This is a genomic window from Frankia sp. AgB1.9, assembly GCF_016786355.1.
Classification (GTDB): Bacteria; Actinomycetota; Actinomycetes; order Frankiales; family Frankiaceae; genus Pseudofrankia.
Genome location: NZ_JADWYX010000024.1, coordinates 1 through 21,539, shown reverse-complemented (window position 1 = coordinate 21,539; position 21,539 = coordinate 1). Strand labels below are relative to the sequence as shown.

Genomic DNA, 21,539 nt, shown 5'->3' with positions numbered 1-21,539 from the left:
GACCCGTGACTCGCGGGCGGCCGTGGTCGCCGCCGCCCGGTTCCAGCGCCAGACGGATGCCAGGACCTGCGACGCTGCAGGCTCGATGTCGACCGCCGACTCGTCTGGCGCGTGTTTCCTCCTTGTTCACCATGGGACCCGTCAGGTCGCGTCCATCCGGAGCCGAGATGCCCGCAGAAATGTTTCCCGCGCTGCTCGCCGTGAGTACCGCAGCGCCCGGAGCGCCTATCGCCCAGACCGACATCTGGGACGAGTTCTATGCCGCGGTCTTCGCCGACGTCCCGAACGCGCGCCGATTGTTCGTCGAGGCGAACACCGTCGAGCGCCGGCATTTGAACTGGGACCCGCGCACCGCGTTCCGGGACGGCGTCCCGCCGGTCGGCCCTCGCGTCGAGGCCTGGGAGCAATGTGCCCTCGACCTCGGCCGGCGCACGCTGCCCGCCGTGCTGGCCGGCCGGGACCGCTCGAAGGTCGGCACGTTCGTCATGGTGACGAGCACCGGCTACGCCTGCCCCGGCCCGGACTCCCAGCTGGTCGCCGAGCTGGGGCTGCGGCCCGACGTGCGGCGGGTGTTCGTCGGCCACATGGGCTGCTACGCGGCGCTGGTCGGGCTGCGGGCCGCCCTCGACGCGCTCGCGGCCCGGCCCGACGAGCAGGTGCTGCTGACCTGCGTCGAGGTGACCTCGGCCCACCTGCGCGGGGAGGCGACCCGCGAACAGGCCGTCGTCCACGGCCTGTTCGGCGACGCCTGCGCGAGCGTGCTGCTCGGCGCGGTCCAGGGCGACACCGGCCCGGTCGCCGGGCCCACCCCGGTGCCGACCGCGGCGGCGGGGCCGGCCGGGCCCGCCGACGGTCCGGATCTGGGCGGCGTCGCGGTCGCGATCGGCGCGCGGGTGCTGGCGACCCGGACCGAGGTCGTGCCCGACACGGCCGAGCACATGTCGATCCGGATCCACGAGGAGGGCTTCCGCCTGCGGCTGTCGCCGGCCATCCCGTCGCTGATCCGGGCCAGCACGCCGGGCTTCGTGGACCGCCTGCTCGCCGGGACCGGGCTGACTCCCGGGGACATCCGCCACTGGGTGCTGCACCCGGGCGGCCCCCGGATCATCGACGCGGTCGGCGACGCGTTCGGGCTCACGGACGCCCAGCTGCGCCCGTCGCGGGAGACGTTGCGCGACTATGGCAACTGCTCGTCGGTCACGGTGCTGCTCGCGCTGCGGCGGCTGATGTCGGGCGACGCCGGGCAGCGGCCGGCGCCGGGTGACTACGCCCTCCTGATGGCGTTCGGTCCTGGCCTGACGACGGAGGCCGCGCTGGTCCGGTTCTGAGCCGGGTCGCCGGCCTCCGGTGACGGCGCGGCCACGGGGACCGGCGCCGCGACCTCCTGGCTGGGCGGGGCGTCGCGCCGGGACGGGATGGCCAGCGCGACCGTGGCGGCGGCCACCGCGACCCCGCAGCCGATCAGCAGTCCCAGCCGGAAGCCACTCTCCGACGGCACGGTCCGGCTCCCCAGCAGGGTGGTCCGCTGGGTGAGGACGACCCCGACGACCGCCGAGGCCATCGTGATGCCGATCGAGCGCGCCAGGGTGTTGAAGCTTGTGGCCGACCCGGTCTCCGAGGACGGGACGGCGCTCACGATGAGGGCGGGCATCGCGCCGTAGGCGAACGCGACGCCGACCATGCAGACGCAGGAGACGATCAGCAGGCCCCAGGCCGTCGACAGCAGGATCATGGAGGATCCGTAGCCGACCGCGATGATCAGGCTGCCGGCGATGAGCGTGACCTTGGGTCCGCGCGCCTGCGACAGCCGGCCGCCGAACGGCGCGACCAGCAGCATCAGCAGTCCCGACGGCGCCATCCACAGGCCCATGGCCAGCATCGACTGGCCCAGGCCGTAGCCGGTGGCCTTCGGCAGCTGCAGCAGCTGGGGCAGGATGAGCTGCGAGGCGTAGAGCGCGAAGCCCAGCACGACGGACGCCAGGTTGGTCATCAGCACCTGGCGGCGAGCCGCGATCCGCAGGTTCACCAGCGGGTCCGTGGCGTGCAGCTCCCACCAGCCCCACGCGGCGAACACCGCCAGCGAGACCGCGATCAGGCCGACCGTCGTGCCGCTGGTCCAGCCCCAGTCGGCGCCCTTGGAGACGGCGAGCAGTAGGCACACCAGCCCGAAGCCGAGCCCGACCGCGCCGACGGCGTCGAACCTGCCCGCGGCGCGCGGCGGCAGGACGGGAACCAGCAGCCAGATCAGCACGGCGACCACCGCGCTCAGGCCCGCCGCGACCCAGAACACCGCGTGCCACCCGGCGTGCTCGGCCATCACCGCGGCGAACGGCAGCCCGAACGCCCCGCCGATGCCGAGCGACGAGCTCATCAGCGCGATGGCCGAGCCGAGCCGCTCGGGCGGGACCAGCTCCCGCAGCGCGCTGATGCCGACCGGGACCACGCCCAGCCCGACGCCCTCCAGTGCCCGCCCGACGACCATCGGCGCCAGCGAGCCGGACAGCGCGCAGACCACCGAGCCGACCAGCAGCGATCCGACGCAGGCCAGCAGCATCCGCCGGTTGCCGAGCAGGTCGCTGAGCCGGCCGATCGCCGCGATGGCCGCCGATCCGGCGAGCAGCGTCGCGGTGATCACCCACGAGGCGTTGCCGGCGCTGGTCCCCAGCAGCCGGGGCAGCTCGCCGATGAGCGGCACGACCAGGGTCTGCATGAGCGTGGCGACGATGCCGCCCGCGGCCAGCACGGCCACGATCAGTCCCGGTCGGGTGGTCGGTGCGGAGCTGCTGCTCACCGGTACCTCGCTGTTCCCGCGGCGCGCCGCCGTCGACGAGTTTGCACAATACAAGAAGTTTGTATGATGCAAACTCGACCGAGTGCGGAGGATGCCGTAGAACCGTGATGCCGGAGAAACCGGGCGTCCTGGCGGCACGGTGAGGTGGCGCGGGGAGGAGCGAGATGGACCGGCCCACGCACCTGATCGAGTACGAGGGCATGCTGCTCGGCCGGTACGCGCACCTGTCCGCGCGGGGCGGTCAGCGGCCCGGCGGCCTGGAGCGCAGCGCCTACATCCTGCTGAGCCGGATCCGGATGCAGGGCCCGATGTCCCTCGGGCAGCTCAGCGAGGCGTTCGGCCTCGACGTCTCGACGCTGCATCGCCAGACGGCGGCCATGCGCCGCGAGGGCCTGGTCGAGCGGATCGCGGACCCCGACGGCGGGATGGCGCGGAAGTTCCGGATCACGGCCGAGGGTGCGCGCCGCCTGGACCGGCAGCGGGCCGACATCGTCGCGGGTATCGACCAGGTGGTCGAGGACTGGACGGCCGAGGAGGTCGCCGCGTTCGCGGCTTTCCTGAAGAGGTTCAATGCCGGCATCGAACGCCGCAGCGGCCGGCCCTGGCCCCGCCCGGCGGACGGGCCGTCAGCGAGCGGATGACGGCTCGGCCCGCCGGCCAGCTGGCCGGCGGGCCGAGCAGCACGGTCAGGAGGCCGGAGCCACCGTCTTGCCGGGAACGAGGGCGCCGCAGATGGGTGTCGCGCCCTTGACGAGGGTGAACTTGTCGCCCTCGAGCTTGGTCACCCAGGTGCAGTTGTCCGCCCCGCCGACGATGTTCACGCGGTCGTTGATGTCGGCCTTGTGGCTGCCGAACAGGCCCATCGCGTCCCAGTCGTGGATGCTCGACAGGGAGCTGATGATCGACGCCGCGGCGGTGTTGCCGCCGTTGGCCTTGAGCGCGCGGACCAGCAGGCCGGTGGAGACGTAGCCGTTGTACGCGGCGTACGTCGGCGCCGTGGTGATGCCGGCGCTCTTGAAGTCGGCCTGCAGCTGCTTGGTCGCGGCGGTCTGCATCTCGACCGGCTCGTAGCCGAGCGTGAAGTAGACGCCCTGGGCCTGGTTGAGCGCGCCGGGGCCGGCCTGGAGCAGGTCGCCGCCATAGCCGGTGGGCAGCAGCGCGGCCTTGAGGTCGACGCCCTGGTTACGCAGGCCCGTGATCAGCGCGAACCCCGTGTTCGGGTCGACCGTCGGGTACAGCCCGTCGATCCCGGCCGACTTCATGGCCAGAACCTCCGGCCCGACGTCAGTGCTGCCGAAGGGGAACTTGCCGTTGAGGTAGCCGACCTTGAGACCCGCCACCTCCGCCGACGCCGCGCCGGAGGCGGCACCCTCGGCCGAGACCGGCGAGACCCCGTACCCGAGCGCGGCGACGTTGGTGACGCCGAGCAGCTTGAAGAGCTTTCCGGTGGTCTCCGCGACCTTGGTCTGCTGCAGCGGTCCGGCCACGGAGAACATGTTCTTCGCGGTGATCCACTCCGGGCCGTCCTCGCTCATGCCGATCACGGGGACGTTGTGCGCCGTCAGGTAGTTCGACGCGGTGAAGAAGATGGCGGACTGGCCGAACACGGCCGAGACGTGGTCCTGGGTGACGAGCTTCTGGGCCGCGGCCAGGGCGGTCGTCGGGTTGGTCGCGGTGTCGGCGATCTCGATCTTGATGTTGTAGCCGTTGCGGGCCGCGTAGACGACGCCCGCCTTCACGCCGTCGACGAACGTCTTGTTGCCGGACGACGCCGGCCCGGTGACGTCGGTGAGCACACCGATCGTGATGGTCTTGTTCGCCGGCTTGCCGGAGGCGGAGGCGTTACCCCCGCCGGAGCTCGACGAGCCACAGCCGGCGGCTAAGAGTAAGGCCGATGCGGTTGCGGCTACGCCTAACATGGTCCGTCGTTTGCGGATCATCGGTTCCCTTTCTTCGTGGTGGGTCGGCATGGACGACCAAGAATCTGCGCGTATGCCGGGCGGCGAAGGGTCCAGCTTCCGCCCGTTCGAAGTGGGTTCTGAGTGCGTCCGCGGCCTTGCCGCCGAGGGAACGGCCCTGCCACCTGGTGAAGAAGCGACAGCGTCGGCGGTGACGCTCGGTATTGGGACCTCGTCAGTCAGGTCGAGCGCGGCCGCCCCAGCCGAGGGTTCCTGTCGGGTCGGCCCCGGGCCGGTTTACGGCCCGGGAGCTGCCCCGGCTCGACGGGATCGGGTGGCGGCGTGCCCTCGACGGTGTGGCCCAGCGATCCGGACGGCCCCCCCGCCACGAGACCAGCGTCACATTCAGTGAGTTTCGACACTTAACCACGAGGCTGCTCGCGGTGTCCACCGAGTACCCGGCGGCCAGCGCTGGGTCGTCAGCCGGGCAGGCCGATGAGCTCGGCGCAGTTGGCGCGCATGATCCGGTGCACCTCGTCGGGACTGAAGGCGCCCAGCTCGTCGACGAACGACGCCGGCTCGGCGAGGCCCTCGCCGTGCGGCCAGTCGGAGCCGAACAGCACCCGCTCGACCCCGATCGTGTCGGCCAGCTTGCGCAGGTCCTCCTCGTAGTACGGCGTCACCCAGACGTGCTGGCGCAGCGTGTCCAGCGGGTCCTCGGGAACGAGGCGCGGCGCCCGGTTGGCGAGCTTGCGCACGCCCTTGACCAGGGGATACACCCAGTCGGAGCCGTTCTCGATGCTCGCCACCCGCAGCGTCGGATGCCGGGTGAACACGCCGCCGACGATCAGGCTCGCCATCGTGTCGTGGATGGCCCGGTCGGCGATGAGGACGCTGCCGAGCGGGTCCGGCGCGCGGAACGGCGCGAACTCCTCAGGCCCGCCCCAGGCGGCGCCGACCGTCCTGTTGTAGCCGCTGTCGCCGAGGTGGAAGGCCACCGGGATGTTCGCCTCGGCGAGCCGGGCCCAGACCGGGTCGTGCGCCCGGTCGCCCAGGGACCGGCCCCGGTCGCCGCCGGTCGGCACCGGCGCCGGGCGGACGTGCACGACCCGGGCGCCGAGCCCGAGGACCCGGTCGATCTCCGCGACGGCGGCGACCGGGTCGGCCAGCGAGATCATCGGAGCGGCGAAGATCCGGTCCTGGTAGGCGTAGCCCCAGTCGTCCTCGAGCCAGCGGTTGAACGCGGTGAGGCTCGCCATCGTCGCCGGCACGTCGTGCGTCAGCGCCTGCTCGACGCCGCAGCCCAGCGTCGGGAACAGCAGCACCGCGTCGAGGCCCTGGGCGTCCATCGTCGCGACCCGGACGTCACGGTCCCGGTAGGCGGGGGAGATGGGCTCGACCTTCGACAGGCTGCGTGGGTCGACGCCGGCCGGGATCTGGCCGCGGAACTGCAGGTCGAGGCAGCCCGGGACGATCACCGGGTCGAAGGTCGGGTTCGGGATGAAGTTGTTGACCTTGCCGGCGATGACCATCTCGGCGTGCGACCCGTCCTGGACCACCCGCACCGCGCGATGGCGCAGCTTGCGGTCCAGATGGCGGGTGAACGCGTCGAGTGGCTCGTAGTAGTGGTTGTCGGCGTCTACCGGTCGTGACACCGCGCCGCCCGCACCGTCGTCGTGGACCATCGGCACCTCCGCACCGGACGGCTGGCCGGGGCGGCGCAGCGGTCCCCTCAAACCTCGTTTCTACTGCAACCGCGCCAAGACATCTAGATGTATTGGCGAGCTTGCTGGGTCGGCATGGCATCGACGTTCCGCGCGCCGTGCAGCAAGATCTGTCGGGCGTCGAGCCGGCCACGCTCGACAGACTGGCCGCACACCCCGGGCCGTCCGCGAACGTGCACGCGGGGCACCGACGAGACCACAGGAGCAGCCGACCGATGAGCCGCACGACCTACTACACCGCGACGACCCTCGACGGTTTCATCGCCGACGAGCACCACTCGCTCGACTGGCTGCTCACCCAGGACGTCGACCCGGCCGGCCCGATGAACCACGACGACTTCCTCGGCGAGGTCGGCGCGCTGGTCATGGGCTCCTCCACGTACCAGTGGCTTCTCGACAACCACATCGCCACCGGCGGCACCTGGGACTACCGGCAGCCGACCTGGGTCCTGACCAGCCGAGACCTGCGGACGATCGACGGGGCGGACATCCGCTTCGCCCGCGGCGGCATCCGGCCGGTCCACGCCGAGGCGACGGCGGCCGCCGGTGGGAAGGACGTCTGGGTTGTCGGCGGCGGCGACCTCGCCGGCCAGTTCGCCGACGAGGGCCTGCTCGACGCCGTGATCGTCTCGATCGCCCCGGTGACCCTCGGTGCCGGCCGCCCGCTGCTCCCGCGCCGGCTGGACCTGCGCCTCGTGGAGGTCGCCCGCAACCGGTCCTTCACCTGCGCCCGCTACGACGTGATCGGCCCGCGCGCCTGACCCCGTCGGACGTGGGGAGCCTCACCGTGGTGGGTGCGGCCGTCCGTCGCCGTGCACAGCGTCAGCGGCCCAGCGCCGATCGGCGAACGAGAGCTCGTGCAGGCTACGGATCCGGGGAACGTCGACCCCGGGATGGGCCCCGTAGCGGTCGAGCAGGATCGCGCTGATGCCCACGTCGAGGGCGGCCCGCACGTCCTTGTGCAGCGAGTCGCCGACCATCAGCACCTCCTCGGCGCTCAGGCCGAGGATCGCGAGCGCGCCCGCGAAGGCGCGTGGGTCCGGCTTCCCGACCGGGAGCATCGAGGAGGCGACCAGGACGTCGATCTCCCCGACCAGGCCGACCTCGCGCAGCTTGAGCCGCTGGTGCTCCTCGTCCCCGTTGGTGAGGACCGCGACCGTGAGCCCCGCCGTGCGGGCCCGGCGCAGGGCCGGGACGGCGTCGTCGAACTGTGCCCAGCCGGCCCGGTAGCGGGACAGGTAGCCGGCGAAGAGGGTGTCCGCCTCGCTGTCGGTCACGGTGGGCGAGAGGAACTCGCGCACCCGGGCGCGCCGTTGCTCCGTGAAGGTGATCTCCCGCTGCTGGTAGCGCGCGTAGTGGACCTCGGAGATGCTGGCCCAGCGTTCGCTGGCCCGCGGATCGGTGATGCCGTGCCCGGCCGCCCACCCGATGACGGCCGCGTCGGCCGCCGTCCGCTGGTCGACGAGCGTGTCGTCAAGATCGAAGAAAACCCCGTGTAGCACGAGGCGATTCTGACAGCCGGGCCCCAGAAGATCAGCCCGGATTCGCGGGCCGGTGGGCGAATCGAGTGATCCGCCCCGTGACTCGGCGGCCGGACCGCGGCCGCGCGGAGCCGGCGGCCCGAGGGGGGCCGCCGGCTCCGCAACCGGTCAGGAGGTAACGGTCGGCGGGCCCGGTCAGAGATCGACGCAGGCGAGCCGGTCGCCGGCCTGGCCCGCGTGCCCTGGCGCGGTGTCGGTGGGCATCGCGTGAATGATGATCGACTTGTGCGGGCGGGCGTCGAAGACCCAGTTGACGGTGGAGTCGGAATGGGCGGACCCGGTCGAGTCCGTGGTGAAGTCGAGCCAGATCTCGTTCTGGGAGTTGGCGTAGGCCGGATCCACGGACGGCTGCTTCGGGTCGACCTGGTGCTGGTAGTGCGAGCCGGCGTCCTCGGGGCTCTGACCGCAGGCGTTCTGGTGCACGTGCGCGCCGAAGTGCTGGTTCGGTGGCAGCCCGCGGACCGCGAGCACGGTGACGGTATGGCCGGCGGCCTGCGCCGACACGACGGCTACGTCCGCGTCGACGGGGACGCGGGCCGGGTCGTAGGTGATGGCCTTGGCGTCCTGGCTGTACCGGGCGAACCGGGTGAGCACGACGGTGGGCGGGACCGTCAGGACCGGCGGCGGCGACGGCGTGGAGCTCGTCGAGGCCGAGGCCGAGGGTGTGGCGGCGGACGCCGACGGGTCCGTGGTGGAGCCGCAGCCGGCGAGGGCCAGTGGGACGAGGGCGATGATCATGCCGGTCGTGACGGCAGACAGTCTGCTGTAGCGCATGAAGTCACTGTGTGTCACATGAAGGTAAACGTAAAGTAGGCGCTCGTGCGCGCCACGTGATGGATTCCGGATCGGGGTCCGGTGGCGGCCCAGCCGTGCCCGAGCCGGCCGGAGGCGGCCTGAAAATATCTAACCCTTTATGCGAGGATTGGCCCATGGACGTCGCAGCACGGTCCGGGCCCGGGGCGCACCCGGCGCCGGCCCCCGCCGTTCCCGCCAGCCCCGTTCCCGCCGGCGGAGCGAGCGGCGAGGTTCCGGCGGCGCGGGCGGCCGCCCACGACGAGGCCCCGCCGACCAGCCACATCGTCACCGAGCTCGGCCTGCGCCTGACCGGCGGCGAGGGCGCCCTGCAGGGGCGCGCGCAGGTGACGCCGCACCTGTGTGTGCCGGGAACGTCGACGCTGCGCACCTCAGTGCTGGCGACCTGGGCGGACGTCATCGCCGGCACCGTCGTGGGCGAGGCGCTCAGCCCCCGGATCCCGCTGACGCTCGACCTGGAGATCCAGCTGTACGCCCAGGCGCGCAGCGGCGTCCGGATCGGCGTCGTCGCCCGGCTGCTGAAGGTCGGCCGGACGGTGGTCGTCAGCGAGACGCGGTTCCACGACGAGGCCTCGGGCGCGCCGCTGGCGGTCGCGCTCGTCTCCTTCATCGCGTCGCCGAACCCGCGCGACGTGTTTCCCGAGGGTTTCCCGCGGGCCTGGGGCAACCCGCCACCCCTGGCCCAGCCGCTCGCGGACCGGGTCGGTGGCCGGACCGTCGTGCCCGGCACGTTCGAGATGGCGCGCCGTCCCGACGGGCTGAACGCCACGGGCGCGATTCAGGGCGGCCTGGTCTCGTTCGCCGCGGAGGAGGCCGCGTCCTCGCTGGCGGCGGGTCCGGTCGTGGTGGAGGCGATGAACGTCCGGTACTTCCGGCCGATCTCGACCGGCCCGGCGCGGGCGGTGGCCGAGGGCGACGGCCGGTTCTCCGTCGTGCGCATCACCGATGCCGGGGTCGGCAAGCTGAGCACCGTCGCGACCGTGCGCCTCACCGACCCCGTCTGACGGACCCCGCCCGACGGCGGGTTCCGGCCGGCGGACCGGTGGGCGAGGCGGCCCGGGCGCGGGCAGCTGGAAACGCATACTTTATCCGTCGTACCGAGAACCGCCGGGCGCCAAGCCAGCGCCCGGCCGGCAGGAAAGATCCAGTTGTTCCGGCAGGTCAGCCACGAGTGGTCGGGTACCCCGCGCTCGTGCCTGTCGGACCCGAGCAGGGAGGAACGGCGCGTGGAGCTCAAGGGGCTGCGGGCGGTCGTCGTGGGTGGTGCCTCGGGCATGGCCAAGGCGACGGCGGAACTGGTCGTCGCGCGTGGGGGCAAGGTCGCGATCCTGGACCTGCCGACCAGCGCCGGACAGGCCGTCGCCGATGACCTCGGCGGTAGTTTCCACGTCTGCGACGTCACGGACTTCGAGGGCGTCGAGGGCGTCCTGGACGCGGCGACCAGCGCGTTGGGTGGGATCGACGCGGTGGTGAACACCGCGGGCGGCTCCCGGTCGATCCGGACGGTCAGCAAGGAGGGGCCGCTGCCGTTGAAGGAGTTCCAGAAGGTCATCGACCTGAACCTGACGGGCACGTTCAACGTGGCCCGGCTCGCCGCCTGGCAGATGAGCAAGCAGGAGCCGAACGAGGACGGCGAGCGCGGTGTGATCATCAACACCGCGTCGATCGCCGCGTTCGAGGGTCAGATCGGGCAGATCGCCTACACGGCCGCCAAGGGTGGTGTGGCCGCGATGTGCCTGACGATGGCTCGTGACCTGGGTTCTCTCGGTATCCGGGTGAACGCGATCGCGCCGAGCCTGTTCCACACGGGTCTGACCGCTGGGATCCCGGAGGAGTTCGAGAAGGTCCTGACCAAGGACGCGGCGTTCCCGAAGCGGATGGGCCGGCCCGAGGAGTACGCCCGCCTCGCCGTGGGGATCATCGAGAACCCGATGCTCAACGGCTCGACCATCCGGCTCGACGGCGGCCAGCGCTTCTCCCCGAAGTAGGACGACGTGCCGACGCCGGGCGCGGACCGCTGGACGTTCGGCGTCGCGCCCCTCGCGCAGACGGTCGAGCTCGCCGCCCGGCTACGGCGGGTCACCGGTCTCGCGCTGTCGCTGGAACACCCGGCCCCTGAGCTGGACGCGCTCCTCGACGCGTTGGCCGAGGCTGAGCGGCGCTTGGCGCCGCTCGCCTCGGCCGATCCGGCGCCCCGCGTCGGCGCCGCGGCCGACGGCGACGGCCGGGTCTACCTGGACCACTCCCGTCACATCGGCGCGTTCAACCCGGGTTTCCCCGAGTACGAGATCGTCGTCGACGGCGACGAGGCGACGGGCATTGTCAACTTTCCCGTCGCCTACGAGGGCCCGCCGGGCCTGGTGCACGGCGGCTTCCTGGCGCTGTTCTTCGACGCGGCGATCCAGCACCACAACTGCGACGTCGGCGTGGCCGGCAAGACGGCCGGGCTGGAGCTGCGCTACCGCCGCCCCACCCCGGTGCTCACCGACCTGCGTTTCGTGCTGACCAGGTCACTCGACGGCGGGCGCATCCGCTCGACCGGTGAGCTGCTGGCCGGCGACGTCCGGCTGTGCGAGGCCCGGATGGACGCGGTCCAGGGCGACCGGGCCCGGCTGCCACCGGTGTCGCCGCGCCGGGAACAGCCGGGCCCGGGTCTGACTCCCTGAACTCCGGCCGAATGTCGTGACCAACCGGCGCTGAACACCCAGGTGAGGGACTAATGAAGAGCGGCAACCTGTCGGACACTCCCCTGGACGAGGCGGAGGCGGCACCCGGCGTCTGGGTGGTCGACGACCCGGCCGAGGTCACCCCCGAATGGATGACCAGCGTGCTGCGCGCCGGCGGCACCGACCTCGAGGTGACCGGGCTGTCGTACGAGCCGATCGGCACCGGCCAGCTCGGCGCCAGCTACCGGTTCGTCCTCGACGCCCGGCCCGGTCCAGGCGCCGAGGACGACGCGCCGCGGACCGTGGTGCTCAAGATGGCAACCGGCCCCGACGAGGTCAGGGACCTGATCGGCCTCGGCTACCGCACCGAGGTCAACTTCTACCGCCTGTTCGCCCCGGCGGCCCAGATCCGGGTCCCGCGCTGCTGGAGCGCCGACATCACGGCGGACGCCCGCCAATTCACCCTGGTGCTCCAGGACGCCCACCCCGCGTTACCCGGCAGCCAGGTCGAGGGATGCACCGTCGAGCAGGCCGCCGCCGCGGTCCGCAACCTCGCCGGGCTGCACGCATCGTTCTGGAACGACGACCGGCTGACCGGCGGCGGGCTGGCCTGGCTGCGCCGCGGCGACGAACGAGCCCTGACCAACTTCGGGCGCCTGCTGGTGACCGCGACCGCGGGCTTCGTCGAGCGGTTCGCGGCGATGCTGGCACCGGAGGACGCGGACACGCTGCGCCAGACCGCCGAAGCGATGTCCGGGTGGGGCCGGCGCATCGCCGGGCGCCACTCCCTGATCCACGGCGACTACCGGCTCGACAACCTCCTGTTCGCCGCCGACGACGACGTCACGGCCGTCGACTGGCAGTCGCTGGAGGTCGGTTTCCCCGGGCGCGACCTGGCCTACTTCCTGTCGACCGCGCTTCCGCCCGCCCTGCGCCGAACCGACCAGAAGGCGCTCGTCGGGGCCTACCACGAGGCCCTGGTCGAGTACGGCGTCACGGACTACTCGCTCGACGACTGCTTCACGGACTACCGGCTCGGCCAGCCGCAGGGCCCGCTCATCACCATCCTGGGCTGCATGTACAGCGCCAGCGCGCCGACCGAGCGCTCCGACCAGATGTTCCTGTCGATGGCCGCCAACGCCTGCGCCGCCATCCGCGACCTAGGCACCCTGGACCTGCTGACGTCCTGACGGCCCTTCGGCGGACGCCGCTGGCCGGTGCCGCTCCTCGTGGATCACCCGGAGGCTCCATGATCGCCGTTTCGGCCCTCCGGCGGTCGTGGACGTAGCCCATTTGCGACCACCACAGGGCGGAAACGGCGATCAAGGCGGCCGTCGGACCGGCCGTCGGCCTGGCCGCGCGCGGTGCGGCCAGGCCGGGGTGTGTCAGGTCAGGGTGTAGCGGATCGGGAGGCGCTTGGGGCCGCCGACGAAGAGGGTTCGCATGTACTCGGGCTCGCCGGCCAGCTCGACCGAGCGCAGCCGGGGGACCAGCTCGGCGTACAGGGCGCGGCCCTCCAGGCGGGCCAGGTGGGTGCCGAGGCAGTAGTGCGCGCCGAAGCCGAAGCCGACGTGCTTGTTCGGGGTCCGCCCGACGTCGAAGGCGTCCGGGTGCTCGAAGACGTCCTCGTCGCGGTTCGCCGACGGGTACGAGAGCAGGACGGCCTGGCCGGCGGCGATCGGGACGCCGTGGACCTCGGTGTCCCTGGTCGCGGTCCGCATGAAGTGCTTCACCGGCGACACCCAGCGGATCATCTCGTCGACCGCCGTGGTGACCAGGCCCGGGTCGGCGACCAGGCGGCGCTGCTGGTCCGGGTGGGTCAGCAGCGCGTGCAGGCCGCCGGAGATCGCCGCGCTCGTCGTGTCGTGCCCGGCGGTGGCGATCAGCACGTAGTAGCCGACCGCCTCGAGCATGCCGATGCTCTCCCCGTGGATCGACGCGTTGGCGATCACGGACGCCAGGTCGTCGCCCGGGTTCTTGCGCCGTTCCTCGGTCACGCCCTGGAAGTACTCGAAGAACTCCAGCAGGGTCTCCGCGGCCGCGGAGTCGCTGGTGTTGCGGGCGAGGTCCGCGTCGTTCGCCCCGAACAGCTCCTGGGTGAGCTTGAGCATCCGGGGGAAGTCGTCCTCGGGCAGCCCGAGCAGCGACAGGATGACGTACAGCGGGTAGTGCGCGGCGACGTCGGCGACGAAGTCGCACTCGCCGCCGAGCGTCGCCATGTGGTCGACGAAGCGCTTCGCGAGCTCCTCGATGCGCCTGGACAGCCGGCGGACCCCGGCCGGCTTGAACCAGTCGGCGCTGACGTGCCGGTAGACCAGGTGGTCCGGCGGGTCCATCTGCACCAGCGTCCGCACCGGCGGCGGAGGCTGCGCCGGGTCCTGGTTGACCGCCGTCCGCGGGGCGTTGTGCCAGGTCTCGGAGTCGCGGGAGATCTCCATGACGTCGTCGTACCGGGTGATCGCCCAGAACGGCGCCAGGCTGTCGGACTCGACCCAGTGCACGGGTGACTCGCGGCGCAGCAGGGCGCAGGCGGCGTGGAACCGGTCCTCGTCCGCGTAGGCCCGCGGGTCGGTGAACACCTGGGCGGCTTCCTCGACGTTCATGTCCCGTCCCTCTCGGCGCGCTCGGCTGGTCCTGCGGGCGGCCCGCCCGTACCGGTCTCGTCGCCGAGGTGGCACAGGCGTGACCACGGCGGCCGGCCGTCCAGGCCCCTGTCGCTGGCCTTGACGCCGCTACCGCCGACTTGAAATATATAGACTTATCGGGGTCGGTGGGAGTCTGGCGGAGGAGCGAGCTGTGGTCGACGTGGCGGCGGGTACGGCGCGGGCGTTAGCGTCCCGCGAGAGCGGCGACGAGGTCGGGAGGCTCGACGCTGTCGTCGTAGGTGCCGGGTTCTCCGGTCTCTACGCGCTGTACCGGCTGCGGGAGCTCGGCCTGCGGGTCCGGGTCCTGGAGGCGGCGGACCGGGTCGGCGGGACGTGGCTGTTCAACCGCTACCCCGGGGCCCGCTGCGACATCGAGAGCATCGAGTACTCGTACAGCTTCTCGGCCGAGATCCAGCAGGAATGGACCTGGAGCGAGCTGCTTCCGGGCCAGGCCGAGATCGAGGCCTACCTGAACTTCGTCGCCGACCGGCTCGACCTGCGTCGCGACATCCAGTTCGACACGAGGGTCGCCGCGATGACCTTCGACGAGGCCAACCAGACCTGGCTGGTGACGACCGAGGCCGGCGAGCGGTTCGTCGCGCCGTTCGTCGTCGCCGCGACCGGCATCCTGTCCGCGCCGCTCGACCCCAGGATTCCCGGCCTGGCGACGTTCCGCGGCTCAACCCTGTACAGCAACCGGTTCCCGCGCGAGGGCCACGACTTCACCGGCCAGCGGGTGGCCGTCATCGGCACCGGCTCGACCGGCGTCCAGGCCATCCCGGTCGTCGCCGAGCAGGCCGAGCACCTGACCGTGTTCCAGCGGTCGGCCGCCTACACGCTGCCGTCGCCGGCCCGGCGGTACGAGCCGGGCGAGTTCGAGGAGCTGCGGTCCCGGTACGACGAGATCCGCGCGGCCCAGCTGCTCGCGCACGTCGGCGCGGCGCGGACCAGCGCGTTCTCGGTGCTGGTCAAGATGGGCGGCCTCCCGCCGCTGCGGACCGCGTCGCGGGAGGAGCAGCTGCGCGCCATCAAGGAGAAGGGCGTCGTCGGCGCGCTCTACTGGAGCGACGTCATGTTCGACCCCGAGGCCATCCGCATGGCCACCGCGCTCTACGGCGAGGCCGTCGCGCGCATCGTGCACGACCCGGAGACGGCGGCGTCGCTGGTCCCGACCTACCCGTTCGGCTGCAAGCGGCCGATCATCGACCAGGGCTACTACGAGACCTTCAACCGCCCCAACGTGACCCTGGTCGACCTGCGCAAGGACGCGATCCAGGAGATCACCCCGACCGGTATCCGGACCGAGCGGGAGCACCACGAGCTCGACGCGATCCTGTTCGCGACCGGCTTCGACGCCCTGACCGGCGCGCTGTCCCGCATCGAGGTGCGCGGCCGCGGCGGCGCGCTGCTGCGCGACGTCTGGGCCACCGAGGGCCCGGTCGCCTACCTCGGCCTGCAGGTCTCCGACTTCCCCAACCTGTTCCTGGTCCAGGGCCCGGGCAGCCCGTCGGCGGCGTCGAACTTCCTGGCCGCCATGGAGCACCACATCGAGTGGATCGCTGACTGCGTCGCCCACCTGCGCGCCGGCGGCCACCGGACCATTGAGGCCCTGCCGTCCGCGCAGGCCGAATGGATCGACGAGATCCTCGCGCTGGTCAGCGGCAGCGTGCTGATGCACCCGGACTGCAACTCCTGGTACAACGGCGCCAACGTCCCCGGCAAGAAGCGCATGTACACCACCTATGTCGCCGGTCTCCCGTCGTTCCGCCAGCGCTGCGACGAGATAGCCGCCGCCGGGTACACCGGCTTCAAGATCGGTTAGCCGGCGGCGGCCGGGCGTGGTCAGACGACGGTGAGCGCGACCTCGACGTTCCCCCGGGTCGCGTTCGAGTAGGGGCAGACCTCGTGCGCCTTCTGGACGAGCGCCGTGGTGGTCTCGCGGTCGAGGCGCGGGGCGTGCACGTCGATCTCGACGGCCAGGCCGAAGCCGCCGTCGGGCCGGGCGCCGATCGACACGCTGACCGAGACCTGCGAGCCCTCCAGGTCGGCCTTCTCCGACCCGCCGACGAGCTTGAGCGCGGAGTGGAAACAGGCGGCGTAGCCGGCGGCGAACAGCTGCTCCGGGTTGGTGGCCCCACCAGGGCCGCCCATCTCCTTGGGAATCCGGACGTCGACCGAGAGCAGGCCGTCGTCGCTCTCGCTGTGACCGTTGCGGCCGTCGCCCGAGGCGGTGGCCGTGGCGGTGTAGATCGCTTCCATGGTTCCTCCGATCGCCGGTGGTCGATCGCGAGTCGATCGATCGTGCACAACCATATTGCGCCCTATTTCTCTGACGCAAGGATGGTGACGAGGGTCGTAGATCGCTGCCTGGGCCCTCCGATGGTTGTGCTGAGGGCCCTTCCACAGCCACCGGAGGGCCGAAACGGTGATCATGGACGTGAAAGCGGGCCGGGTGGCCGGCTGCTCCGGCGACCACCCGGCCCGTGCACCGGGCTACCGCTGAACGAGGTCGCCCGCGCCCTGGTCGACCAATCGCGAGTCACCAGCGGGAGAGCCCACGAGTTCCCCGTCCAGCGCCGGCTCGGCGGTGCCCTCCAGTGCGGCGGGCGGGTCACCGGGCTCGTGCGACGACTCCGGCTCGGCCGGCTTCTCTGGCGCCGGGGTGACCAGCGACCAGATGATCGACGCGGTGAGCACGACCCCGATCGCGCCGAGCGAGACGGCGATCGGAATGTGCACGACGTCGGTGAGCAGCATCTTCGCGCCGATGAACGCGAGGATGACGGCGAGCCCGGTGCCCAGGTGGTGGAACCGGTCGAGCGCACCGGAGAGCAGGAAGAACAGCGACCGCAGCCCGAGGATGGCCAGCGCGTTCGCCGTGTACACCAGGAACGTCTGGTCGGTGACGCCAAGCGCGGCCGGGACCGAGTCGAAGGCGAACAGCACGTCGGCCGTCTCGACCGCGACCAGGACGGCCAGCAGCGGCGTCGCGACGAGGACGCCCCGGCGGCGCAGCAGGAACCGCTGGCCCTCGTACTGGTCCGTCACCGGCATGACCCGGCGCAGCAGCCGGACCGCCCTGCTCTGGCCCGGGTCCATCTCGACCCCGGACCCACGCACCATCTTGATCGCTGTGAAGACCAGGAACGCGCCGAACAGGTAGATCACGACGTGGAAGGCGTTGAGCAGCGCCATGCCGCCGGCGATGAAGGCGAACCGCAGGACCAGCGCGCCCAGCACGCCGTAGAACAGCACCCGGTGCTGGTACTGCCGAGGCACCTTGAAGTACCCGAAGATCAGGGCGAACACGAACAGGTTGTCGACCGACAGGCTCTTCTCCAGCAGCCAGGCCGCCGTGTACTGCCCGGCCGCCGTCGGCCCCTGCCAGGCCCAGATGACGAGGGCGAAGCCGAGGCCGAGGCTCACCCACAGCGCGCTCCACAGCGCCGCCTCGCGAAATTTGATCACGTGGGCCCGCCGGTGCGCGAGCAGATCGATGGCCAGCAGGGCGACAAGGGCGGCGACGAAGGCTGCCCAGGCCCAGATGGGGACGTGCATGACCGTTCCTCCAGTGAGTCCGGGTAGTCGGGCCTGGCTGGGCCCACGTCCTATTCAACGGGCCACGGCCTTGCGGACTCACGGCAGCAAGGGCGCGATGTGCGCGACGTTGGCTAGGGTCTGATTGCCGAGACTCGGCAAGAAACGCGCACCGGGCGGTCTCGCTGCCCTGGTGATTCGAGAGATCGGAGGGTGACCGTGCCGGTTGACGAGGAGCCCGAGGGCTCGCCGGGCCTGCCGGGCACCAGCCTGACCAGGCTGCCCCGGGCGGCGGTCCTGGCCGCGCAGGACGCCCGGCTGCCGGCCAGCCTGCTCGGCGACTACCTGCCGACGCTCGCGTCCGCGGCCCAGACCGGCCGCCGGCTCGCCGCGGCGGAGCTGGCCCGCTTCCACGGGCTCGGCCAGGCGGCGGCCGAGTCGGGGGCGTCGCTGCGGGCGCTCGTCGACCTCTATCTGTCCGCGACCTGGCGGGCCTGGCCGTCGTTGCCCGCCGTGCGTGCCGCGGGCACCCGCAACGAGGCCGACCGGACGCGGGCGGCGGCCGCCGCCGTGCTGCGGGCCAGCGACGACGCGGTCGCCGCCGTGTGCGAGGGCTACGAGGCCGCCCGGTCGGCGCGGGCCAGGGCCGAGGAGGCCCTGCGCCGTGAGCTGATCGACGACCTGCTGACCGGAACGTCGACCGACCCGGGCCTGGTGCTCGAACGGTCCGCCGCCTTCGGACTGCACCTGGAGGCCCCGCATGTCGTGTTCGTCGCGGCCGGCGAGCGCCGGTTCGTCGACGGCCGGGGGACCAGCCGAGCCGTGGACGCGGCGCTGCGCTCGACCTGCGCTACCGAGCCGCTCGTCGCGGTCAAGGACGGCCTGCTCGTGTGCGTGGTGCCGCAGGAGCCCGCCGACGACCCGACGACGGCGGAACCGGTCCAGCCCGAGCCGCCGCGGCCCGGCCCACCCGCGGCCGGTGCCGGTCAGCAGGGACCGGAGGTGGGCGGCCGGCCGGGGCCAGGCGGGGGAGGCTCGTCGTTCTTCACCCCGCTGCGGAACGCGTCCGTCGCCTCCAGCGGGGCGCCCCGGGCGCTCGGGGCGCTCACCGCCGCCCTGTCGGCGGCGGCCGGCTCACCGCCCTGGCGGGTCGGGGTCAGCCGCCCGCGTACCGGGGTGACCGGCACGCGGATCGGATTCGCCGAGGCGTCCTCGGTGGTCGAGCTGGCCGGGCGTCTCGGCCTCGTGCGCCAGCCGACCCATGCCGACGACCTGTTGATCTTCCGGGTGCTGCTGCGAGACCGGGAGGCCCTGGTCGAGCTGGTGGACAGCGTGCTAGGCCCGCTGCGGACCGCCCGCGGTGGCGCGGGCCCGCTGCTGGACACGCTGGACGCCTACTTCGCGGCGGGCGCCGTCGCGCTCGCCGCTGCGCGCCGGCTGCACCTGTCGGCCCGGGCGCTCACCTACCGGCTGGACCGCGTGCACCAGCTCACCGGGCACGACCCGACCGCACCGACAGACCGCTACGTGCTGCAGACGGCCGTGCTCGGCGCCCGCCTCCTGGACTGGGACCCGCCGACCCCCTGACACCGGCGGGGCAGTCTGCCGGGCTAGGAGCAGGCCCAGCTGATCGAGCCGGCCAGCGTGCGTCCGGCGCTGGTGCTGGCGCTGAACGAGACCGAGCCGCCGGTCGAGGTGATCATGACGGTCGCCGGCACCGCGTCGACGGCGTACCGGGCGGCGTCGGGCCCGACCAGGGAGACGGTGACCAGCGCCGAGTAGGAGCCGGGGCCGGTGTAGCTGGCGACGCGGACGCTCTCGGCCACGGTCGACCCGCCGACGGAGCCGGTCGCGGACTCGGCGTACCGTCGCCCGGCGATCTGACAGCTCACGGCGGTGTCAACGTGGCCCGCGACGGCGATCGGGCTCGTGATGCCGAGCGTCAGCGAGCCGGCGCCGCCGGTCCCGGCCCCGACGGGAGCGCTCGACCCGGCGACGGCGGCCGGGGCGGTGGCGGGCGCGGCGTCCGCCGTCGACACCGCCGCGGCGCCGGCCCGGCATCCCGGCACGAGCAGTAGCAGGCCGCCGGTGAGCAGGACCGAGCGGCCAAGCCGGTTCCGACTGTTCACGTATCTCTCCCGAACTGGATGATGAAGGGATGGTGGGCCGCCGGCGGACGCGGCGACCGGGTCAGTGCCGCAGGTGGGCGATCATCGGCAGGCCGCCCTTGGGGCGCAGGGTGACCAGCGGCTCGGGCACGACCGGATCGCCGGTCGCGGCCGTGAAGGACCAGCGCCGGGCGATCGTCGCCAGCGCCAGGACGCCCTCGGCCACCGCGAAGCTGTTCCCGATGCACTGGCGCGGCCCGCCACCGAACGGGAAGTAGGCGAACCGCGGCCGGCCCGGGGCGTGCGGGCCGCCGGCCGTGCTCTCCTGACCGGTGCCGCCGGATTCGTCCGCGTCCAGCCAGCGGGTCGGGTCGAAGCGGGTCGGGTCCGGCCACCAGCGCTCGTCGCGGTGGATCACCCACTGGCTGAAGACCAGCGTCGACCCGGCGGGCAGCAGGTACCCGGCCACCTCCCGGTCCTCGACGAGATGGCGGCCCATCGCCCAGACCGGCGGAAACAGCCGCATCGACTCGGAAAAGACCGCGTTGGTGTAGGCCAGCCGGGGGAGGTCCTCGAACGTGGGGGGCCGGCCGCCGAGGACCGCGTCGACCTCGGCGTGCAGCCGCGCGGCCACGTCCCGGTGCTCGCCGAGCAGGTGGAACGTCCAGGCCAGCGCGTTCGCGGTCGTCTCGTGGCCGGCGAGCAGGAGCGTCATCGCCTCGTCGCGGATCTGGCTGTCGCTCATCCGCTCGCCGGTGTCGGCATCCTGGGTGTCCAGCAGCAGCGACAGCAGGTCGGAGCCGGTGGCACCGGTGGCGCGCCGGTCGGCGATCATCTCGTAGACCGCACGGTCGAGTGCCTCCCGGCTGTCGCGCCGGCGCGCCGGCCCGCCCACCGGGAGCTGTTCGACCCGGGTGAAGCCGGGCAGGGCCGCGCGCCGGGCCGCCGGCAGGTTACGGGCCACCGCGTCGCGGACCACCGTGACGACCTCGTCGTCGAGCGGGACGTCGAACAGGGTCCGCGCGACGATCCCCAACGTCATCTCGGTCATCTCGGCGTGCAGATCGAGCCGCTGGCCGTCCCGCCAGGTCGCCGCGGTGTCGTCCGTGACGCAGACGAACTGCTCGCCGTACTCGGCGATGCGGTGCTTGTGGAACAGCGGCTGGATCAGCCGCCGCTGCCGGCGGTGCACGTCACCGGCGCTGGTCAGCAGGCCGTCGCCGAGCAGGTAGGTCAACGGCTGGGTCACGTTCGTTCGGGAGCCGGCGCCCCGCACGACGGCGCCCTTGGCGTACGCGCGATGCCCGCTGACCAGCGCGTCAGCGGCCACCGCGGGATCGGACACCAGGAACGCCGACACCGGCCAGGTGGAGAGCCGCACGATCGGCCCGTGCTCGTCGCGCAGCTGGGTGAGCCTGGTCAGCGGGTCCGCGCGCAGCCTCCGGACGGCGGCCAGTGGGCCGCCGGACTGGCCGGGAACCTCGCCGACGGCCCGTGGCTGCGAGGTGAGGGGAGCGGTGGTAGCGGGTGGCGTCATCGCGTGCTGTCCTCCATGATCGGAAACTGGTCTGTCCTGGTCGGGGCATCGGTGTCGGCGGGGCCGGGTCGCGTCGCCGCCATGAGACGGGCGAGCGCATGTGGTCAACGCGGGACCGCCACGAGGGCCACGAGCAGAGCGATCTTCAGCACCAGGGCGAGGTCGCCCGCGGGGGCCGGCGGGGGGGGGGGGCCCCCCCCCCCCCCGGCCGGATGCGACGCGACGATGTGCCCGGCCGGGTCGACCAGCGCGACGGCCACTGTCGGATTGCCCGTCGGC

General features: G+C 72.5%; 19 protein-coding genes. 9 read left to right on the top strand and 10 right to left on the bottom strand.

What is annotated here, in order from left to right; all coding sequences use genetic code 11:
• Positions 1–167: 167 nt before the first annotated feature.
• Positions 168–1,328 carry a type III polyketide synthase gene (locus I6A60_RS11550; protein WP_203042290.1) on the top strand — a complete coding sequence of 387 codons (1,161 nt, stop codon included), beginning with the start codon at positions 168–170 and terminating at the stop codon, positions 1,326–1,328.
• Here the strand turns inward: I6A60_RS11550 and I6A60_RS11545 are convergent.
• Complete coding sequence (locus I6A60_RS11545; protein WP_307873639.1) at positions 1,265–2,791, bottom strand: MFS transporter; 1,527 nt, start codon at positions 2,789–2,791, stop codon at positions 1,265–1,267. The genes I6A60_RS11550 and I6A60_RS11545 overlap by 64 nt on opposite strands.
• A gap of 164 nt (positions 2,792–2,955) precedes the next feature.
• On the opposite strand from I6A60_RS11545, the gene I6A60_RS11540 reads away from it, so the two are divergent.
• Positions 2,956–3,432 carry a MarR family winged helix-turn-helix transcriptional regulator gene (locus tag I6A60_RS11540; protein WP_203015572.1) on the top strand — a complete coding sequence of 159 codons (477 nt, stop codon included), beginning with the start codon at positions 2,956–2,958 and terminating at the stop codon, positions 3,430–3,432.
• Positions 3,433–3,477: 45 nt separating this feature from the next.
• On the opposite strand, the gene I6A60_RS11535 is transcribed toward I6A60_RS11540, so the two are convergent.
• Positions 3,478–4,731, bottom strand: coding sequence for an ABC transporter substrate-binding protein (locus I6A60_RS11535; protein WP_203015573.1), 1,254 nt, complete (start codon positions 4,729–4,731; stop codon positions 3,478–3,480).
• Between the two features lie 437 nt (positions 4,732–5,168).
• Positions 5,169–6,374: an amidohydrolase family protein gene (locus I6A60_RS11530; RefSeq protein WP_203015574.1), complete on the bottom strand. Its 1,206-nt coding sequence runs from the start codon at positions 6,372–6,374 to the stop codon at positions 5,169–5,171.
• Between the two features lie 254 nt (positions 6,375–6,628).
• Here I6A60_RS11530 and I6A60_RS11525 point away from each other — a divergent pair, with 254 nt between their 5' ends.
• Entirely contained in the window at positions 6,629–7,174 is a 546-nt protein-coding gene (locus tag I6A60_RS11525) for a dihydrofolate reductase family protein (RefSeq protein WP_203015575.1), read from the top strand.
• A gap of 21 nt (positions 7,175–7,195) precedes the next feature.
• On the opposite strand, the gene I6A60_RS11520 is transcribed toward I6A60_RS11525, so the two are convergent.
• Complete coding sequence (locus I6A60_RS11520) at positions 7,196–7,915, bottom strand: HAD family hydrolase (RefSeq protein WP_203015576.1); 720 nt, start codon at positions 7,913–7,915, stop codon at positions 7,196–7,198.
• Between the two features lie 174 nt (positions 7,916–8,089).
• Positions 8,090–8,728: a superoxide dismutase family protein gene (locus tag I6A60_RS11515; protein WP_203017721.1), complete on the bottom strand. Its 639-nt coding sequence runs from the start codon at positions 8,726–8,728 to the stop codon at positions 8,090–8,092.
• 155 nt (positions 8,729–8,883) lie between these two features.
• Here I6A60_RS11515 and I6A60_RS11510 point away from each other — a divergent pair, with 155 nt between their 5' ends.
• The 4 genes from I6A60_RS11510 (at position 8,884) to I6A60_RS11495 (ending at position 12,623) form a co-directional block, all read left to right on the top strand.
• Positions 8,884–9,771: a PaaI family thioesterase gene (locus I6A60_RS11510; protein WP_203017723.1), complete on the top strand. Its 888-nt coding sequence runs from the start codon at positions 8,884–8,886 to the stop codon at positions 9,769–9,771.
• Positions 9,772–9,993: 222 nt separating this feature from the next.
• The gene (locus I6A60_RS11505) at positions 9,994–10,755 is read left to right on the top strand and encodes an SDR family oxidoreductase (RefSeq protein WP_203017724.1); all 762 of its coding nucleotides are present in this window, start codon (positions 9,994–9,996) and stop codon (positions 10,753–10,755) included.
• 6 nt (positions 10,756–10,761) lie between these two features.
• The gene (locus I6A60_RS11500; RefSeq protein ID WP_203017726.1) at positions 10,762–11,433 is read left to right on the top strand and encodes a hypothetical protein; all 672 of its coding nucleotides are present in this window, start codon (positions 10,762–10,764) and stop codon (positions 11,431–11,433) included.
• A 53-nt stretch (positions 11,434–11,486) separates the two neighbouring features.
• On the top strand, positions 11,487–12,623 hold the full coding sequence (locus I6A60_RS11495) for a phosphotransferase (RefSeq protein WP_203017734.1): 1,137 nt from the start codon (positions 11,487–11,489) through the stop codon (positions 12,621–12,623).
• Between the two features lie 195 nt (positions 12,624–12,818).
• Here the strand turns inward: I6A60_RS11495 and I6A60_RS11490 are convergent, their stop codons facing one another.
• Positions 12,819–14,036: a cytochrome P450 gene (locus I6A60_RS11490; RefSeq protein ID WP_203017736.1), complete on the bottom strand. Its 1,218-nt coding sequence runs from the start codon at positions 14,034–14,036 to the stop codon at positions 12,819–12,821.
• Between the two features lie 307 nt (positions 14,037–14,343).
• On the opposite strand from I6A60_RS11490, the gene I6A60_RS11485 reads away from it, so the two are divergent.
• Positions 14,344–15,900: a flavin-containing monooxygenase gene (locus I6A60_RS11485; RefSeq protein ID WP_374113446.1), complete on the top strand. Its 1,557-nt coding sequence runs from the start codon at positions 14,344–14,346 to the stop codon at positions 15,898–15,900.
• A 20-nt stretch (positions 15,901–15,920) separates the two neighbouring features.
• On the opposite strand, the gene I6A60_RS11480 is transcribed toward I6A60_RS11485, so the two are convergent.
• A complete protein-coding gene (locus tag I6A60_RS11480; RefSeq protein WP_203017740.1) occupies positions 15,921–16,337 on the bottom strand; it encodes an organic hydroperoxide resistance protein in 417 nt (138 codons plus the stop codon).
• Between the two features lie 234 nt (positions 16,338–16,571).
• A complete protein-coding gene (locus I6A60_RS11475) occupies positions 16,572–17,636 on the bottom strand; it encodes a TerC family protein (RefSeq protein ID WP_203017742.1) in 1,065 nt (354 codons plus the stop codon).
• Between the two features lie 198 nt (positions 17,637–17,834).
• On the opposite strand from I6A60_RS11475, the gene I6A60_RS11470 reads away from it, so the two are divergent.
• Positions 17,835–19,202: a CdaR family transcriptional regulator gene (locus I6A60_RS11470; RefSeq protein WP_203017839.1), complete on the top strand. Its 1,368-nt coding sequence runs from the start codon at positions 17,835–17,837 to the stop codon at positions 19,200–19,202.
• Between the two features lie 23 nt (positions 19,203–19,225).
• Here the strand turns inward: I6A60_RS11470 and I6A60_RS11465 are convergent, their stop codons facing one another.
• Together I6A60_RS11465 and I6A60_RS11460 are read right to left on the bottom strand one after the other, a co-directional pair.
• Positions 19,226–19,744, bottom strand: coding sequence for a hypothetical protein (locus I6A60_RS11465; RefSeq protein WP_203017744.1), 519 nt, complete (start codon positions 19,742–19,744; stop codon positions 19,226–19,228).
• A 61-nt stretch (positions 19,745–19,805) separates the two neighbouring features.
• Positions 19,806–21,260, bottom strand: coding sequence for a cytochrome P450 (locus I6A60_RS11460; protein ID WP_203042563.1), 1,455 nt, complete (start codon positions 21,258–21,260; stop codon positions 19,806–19,808).
• Positions 21,261–21,539: the final 279 nt, after the last annotated feature.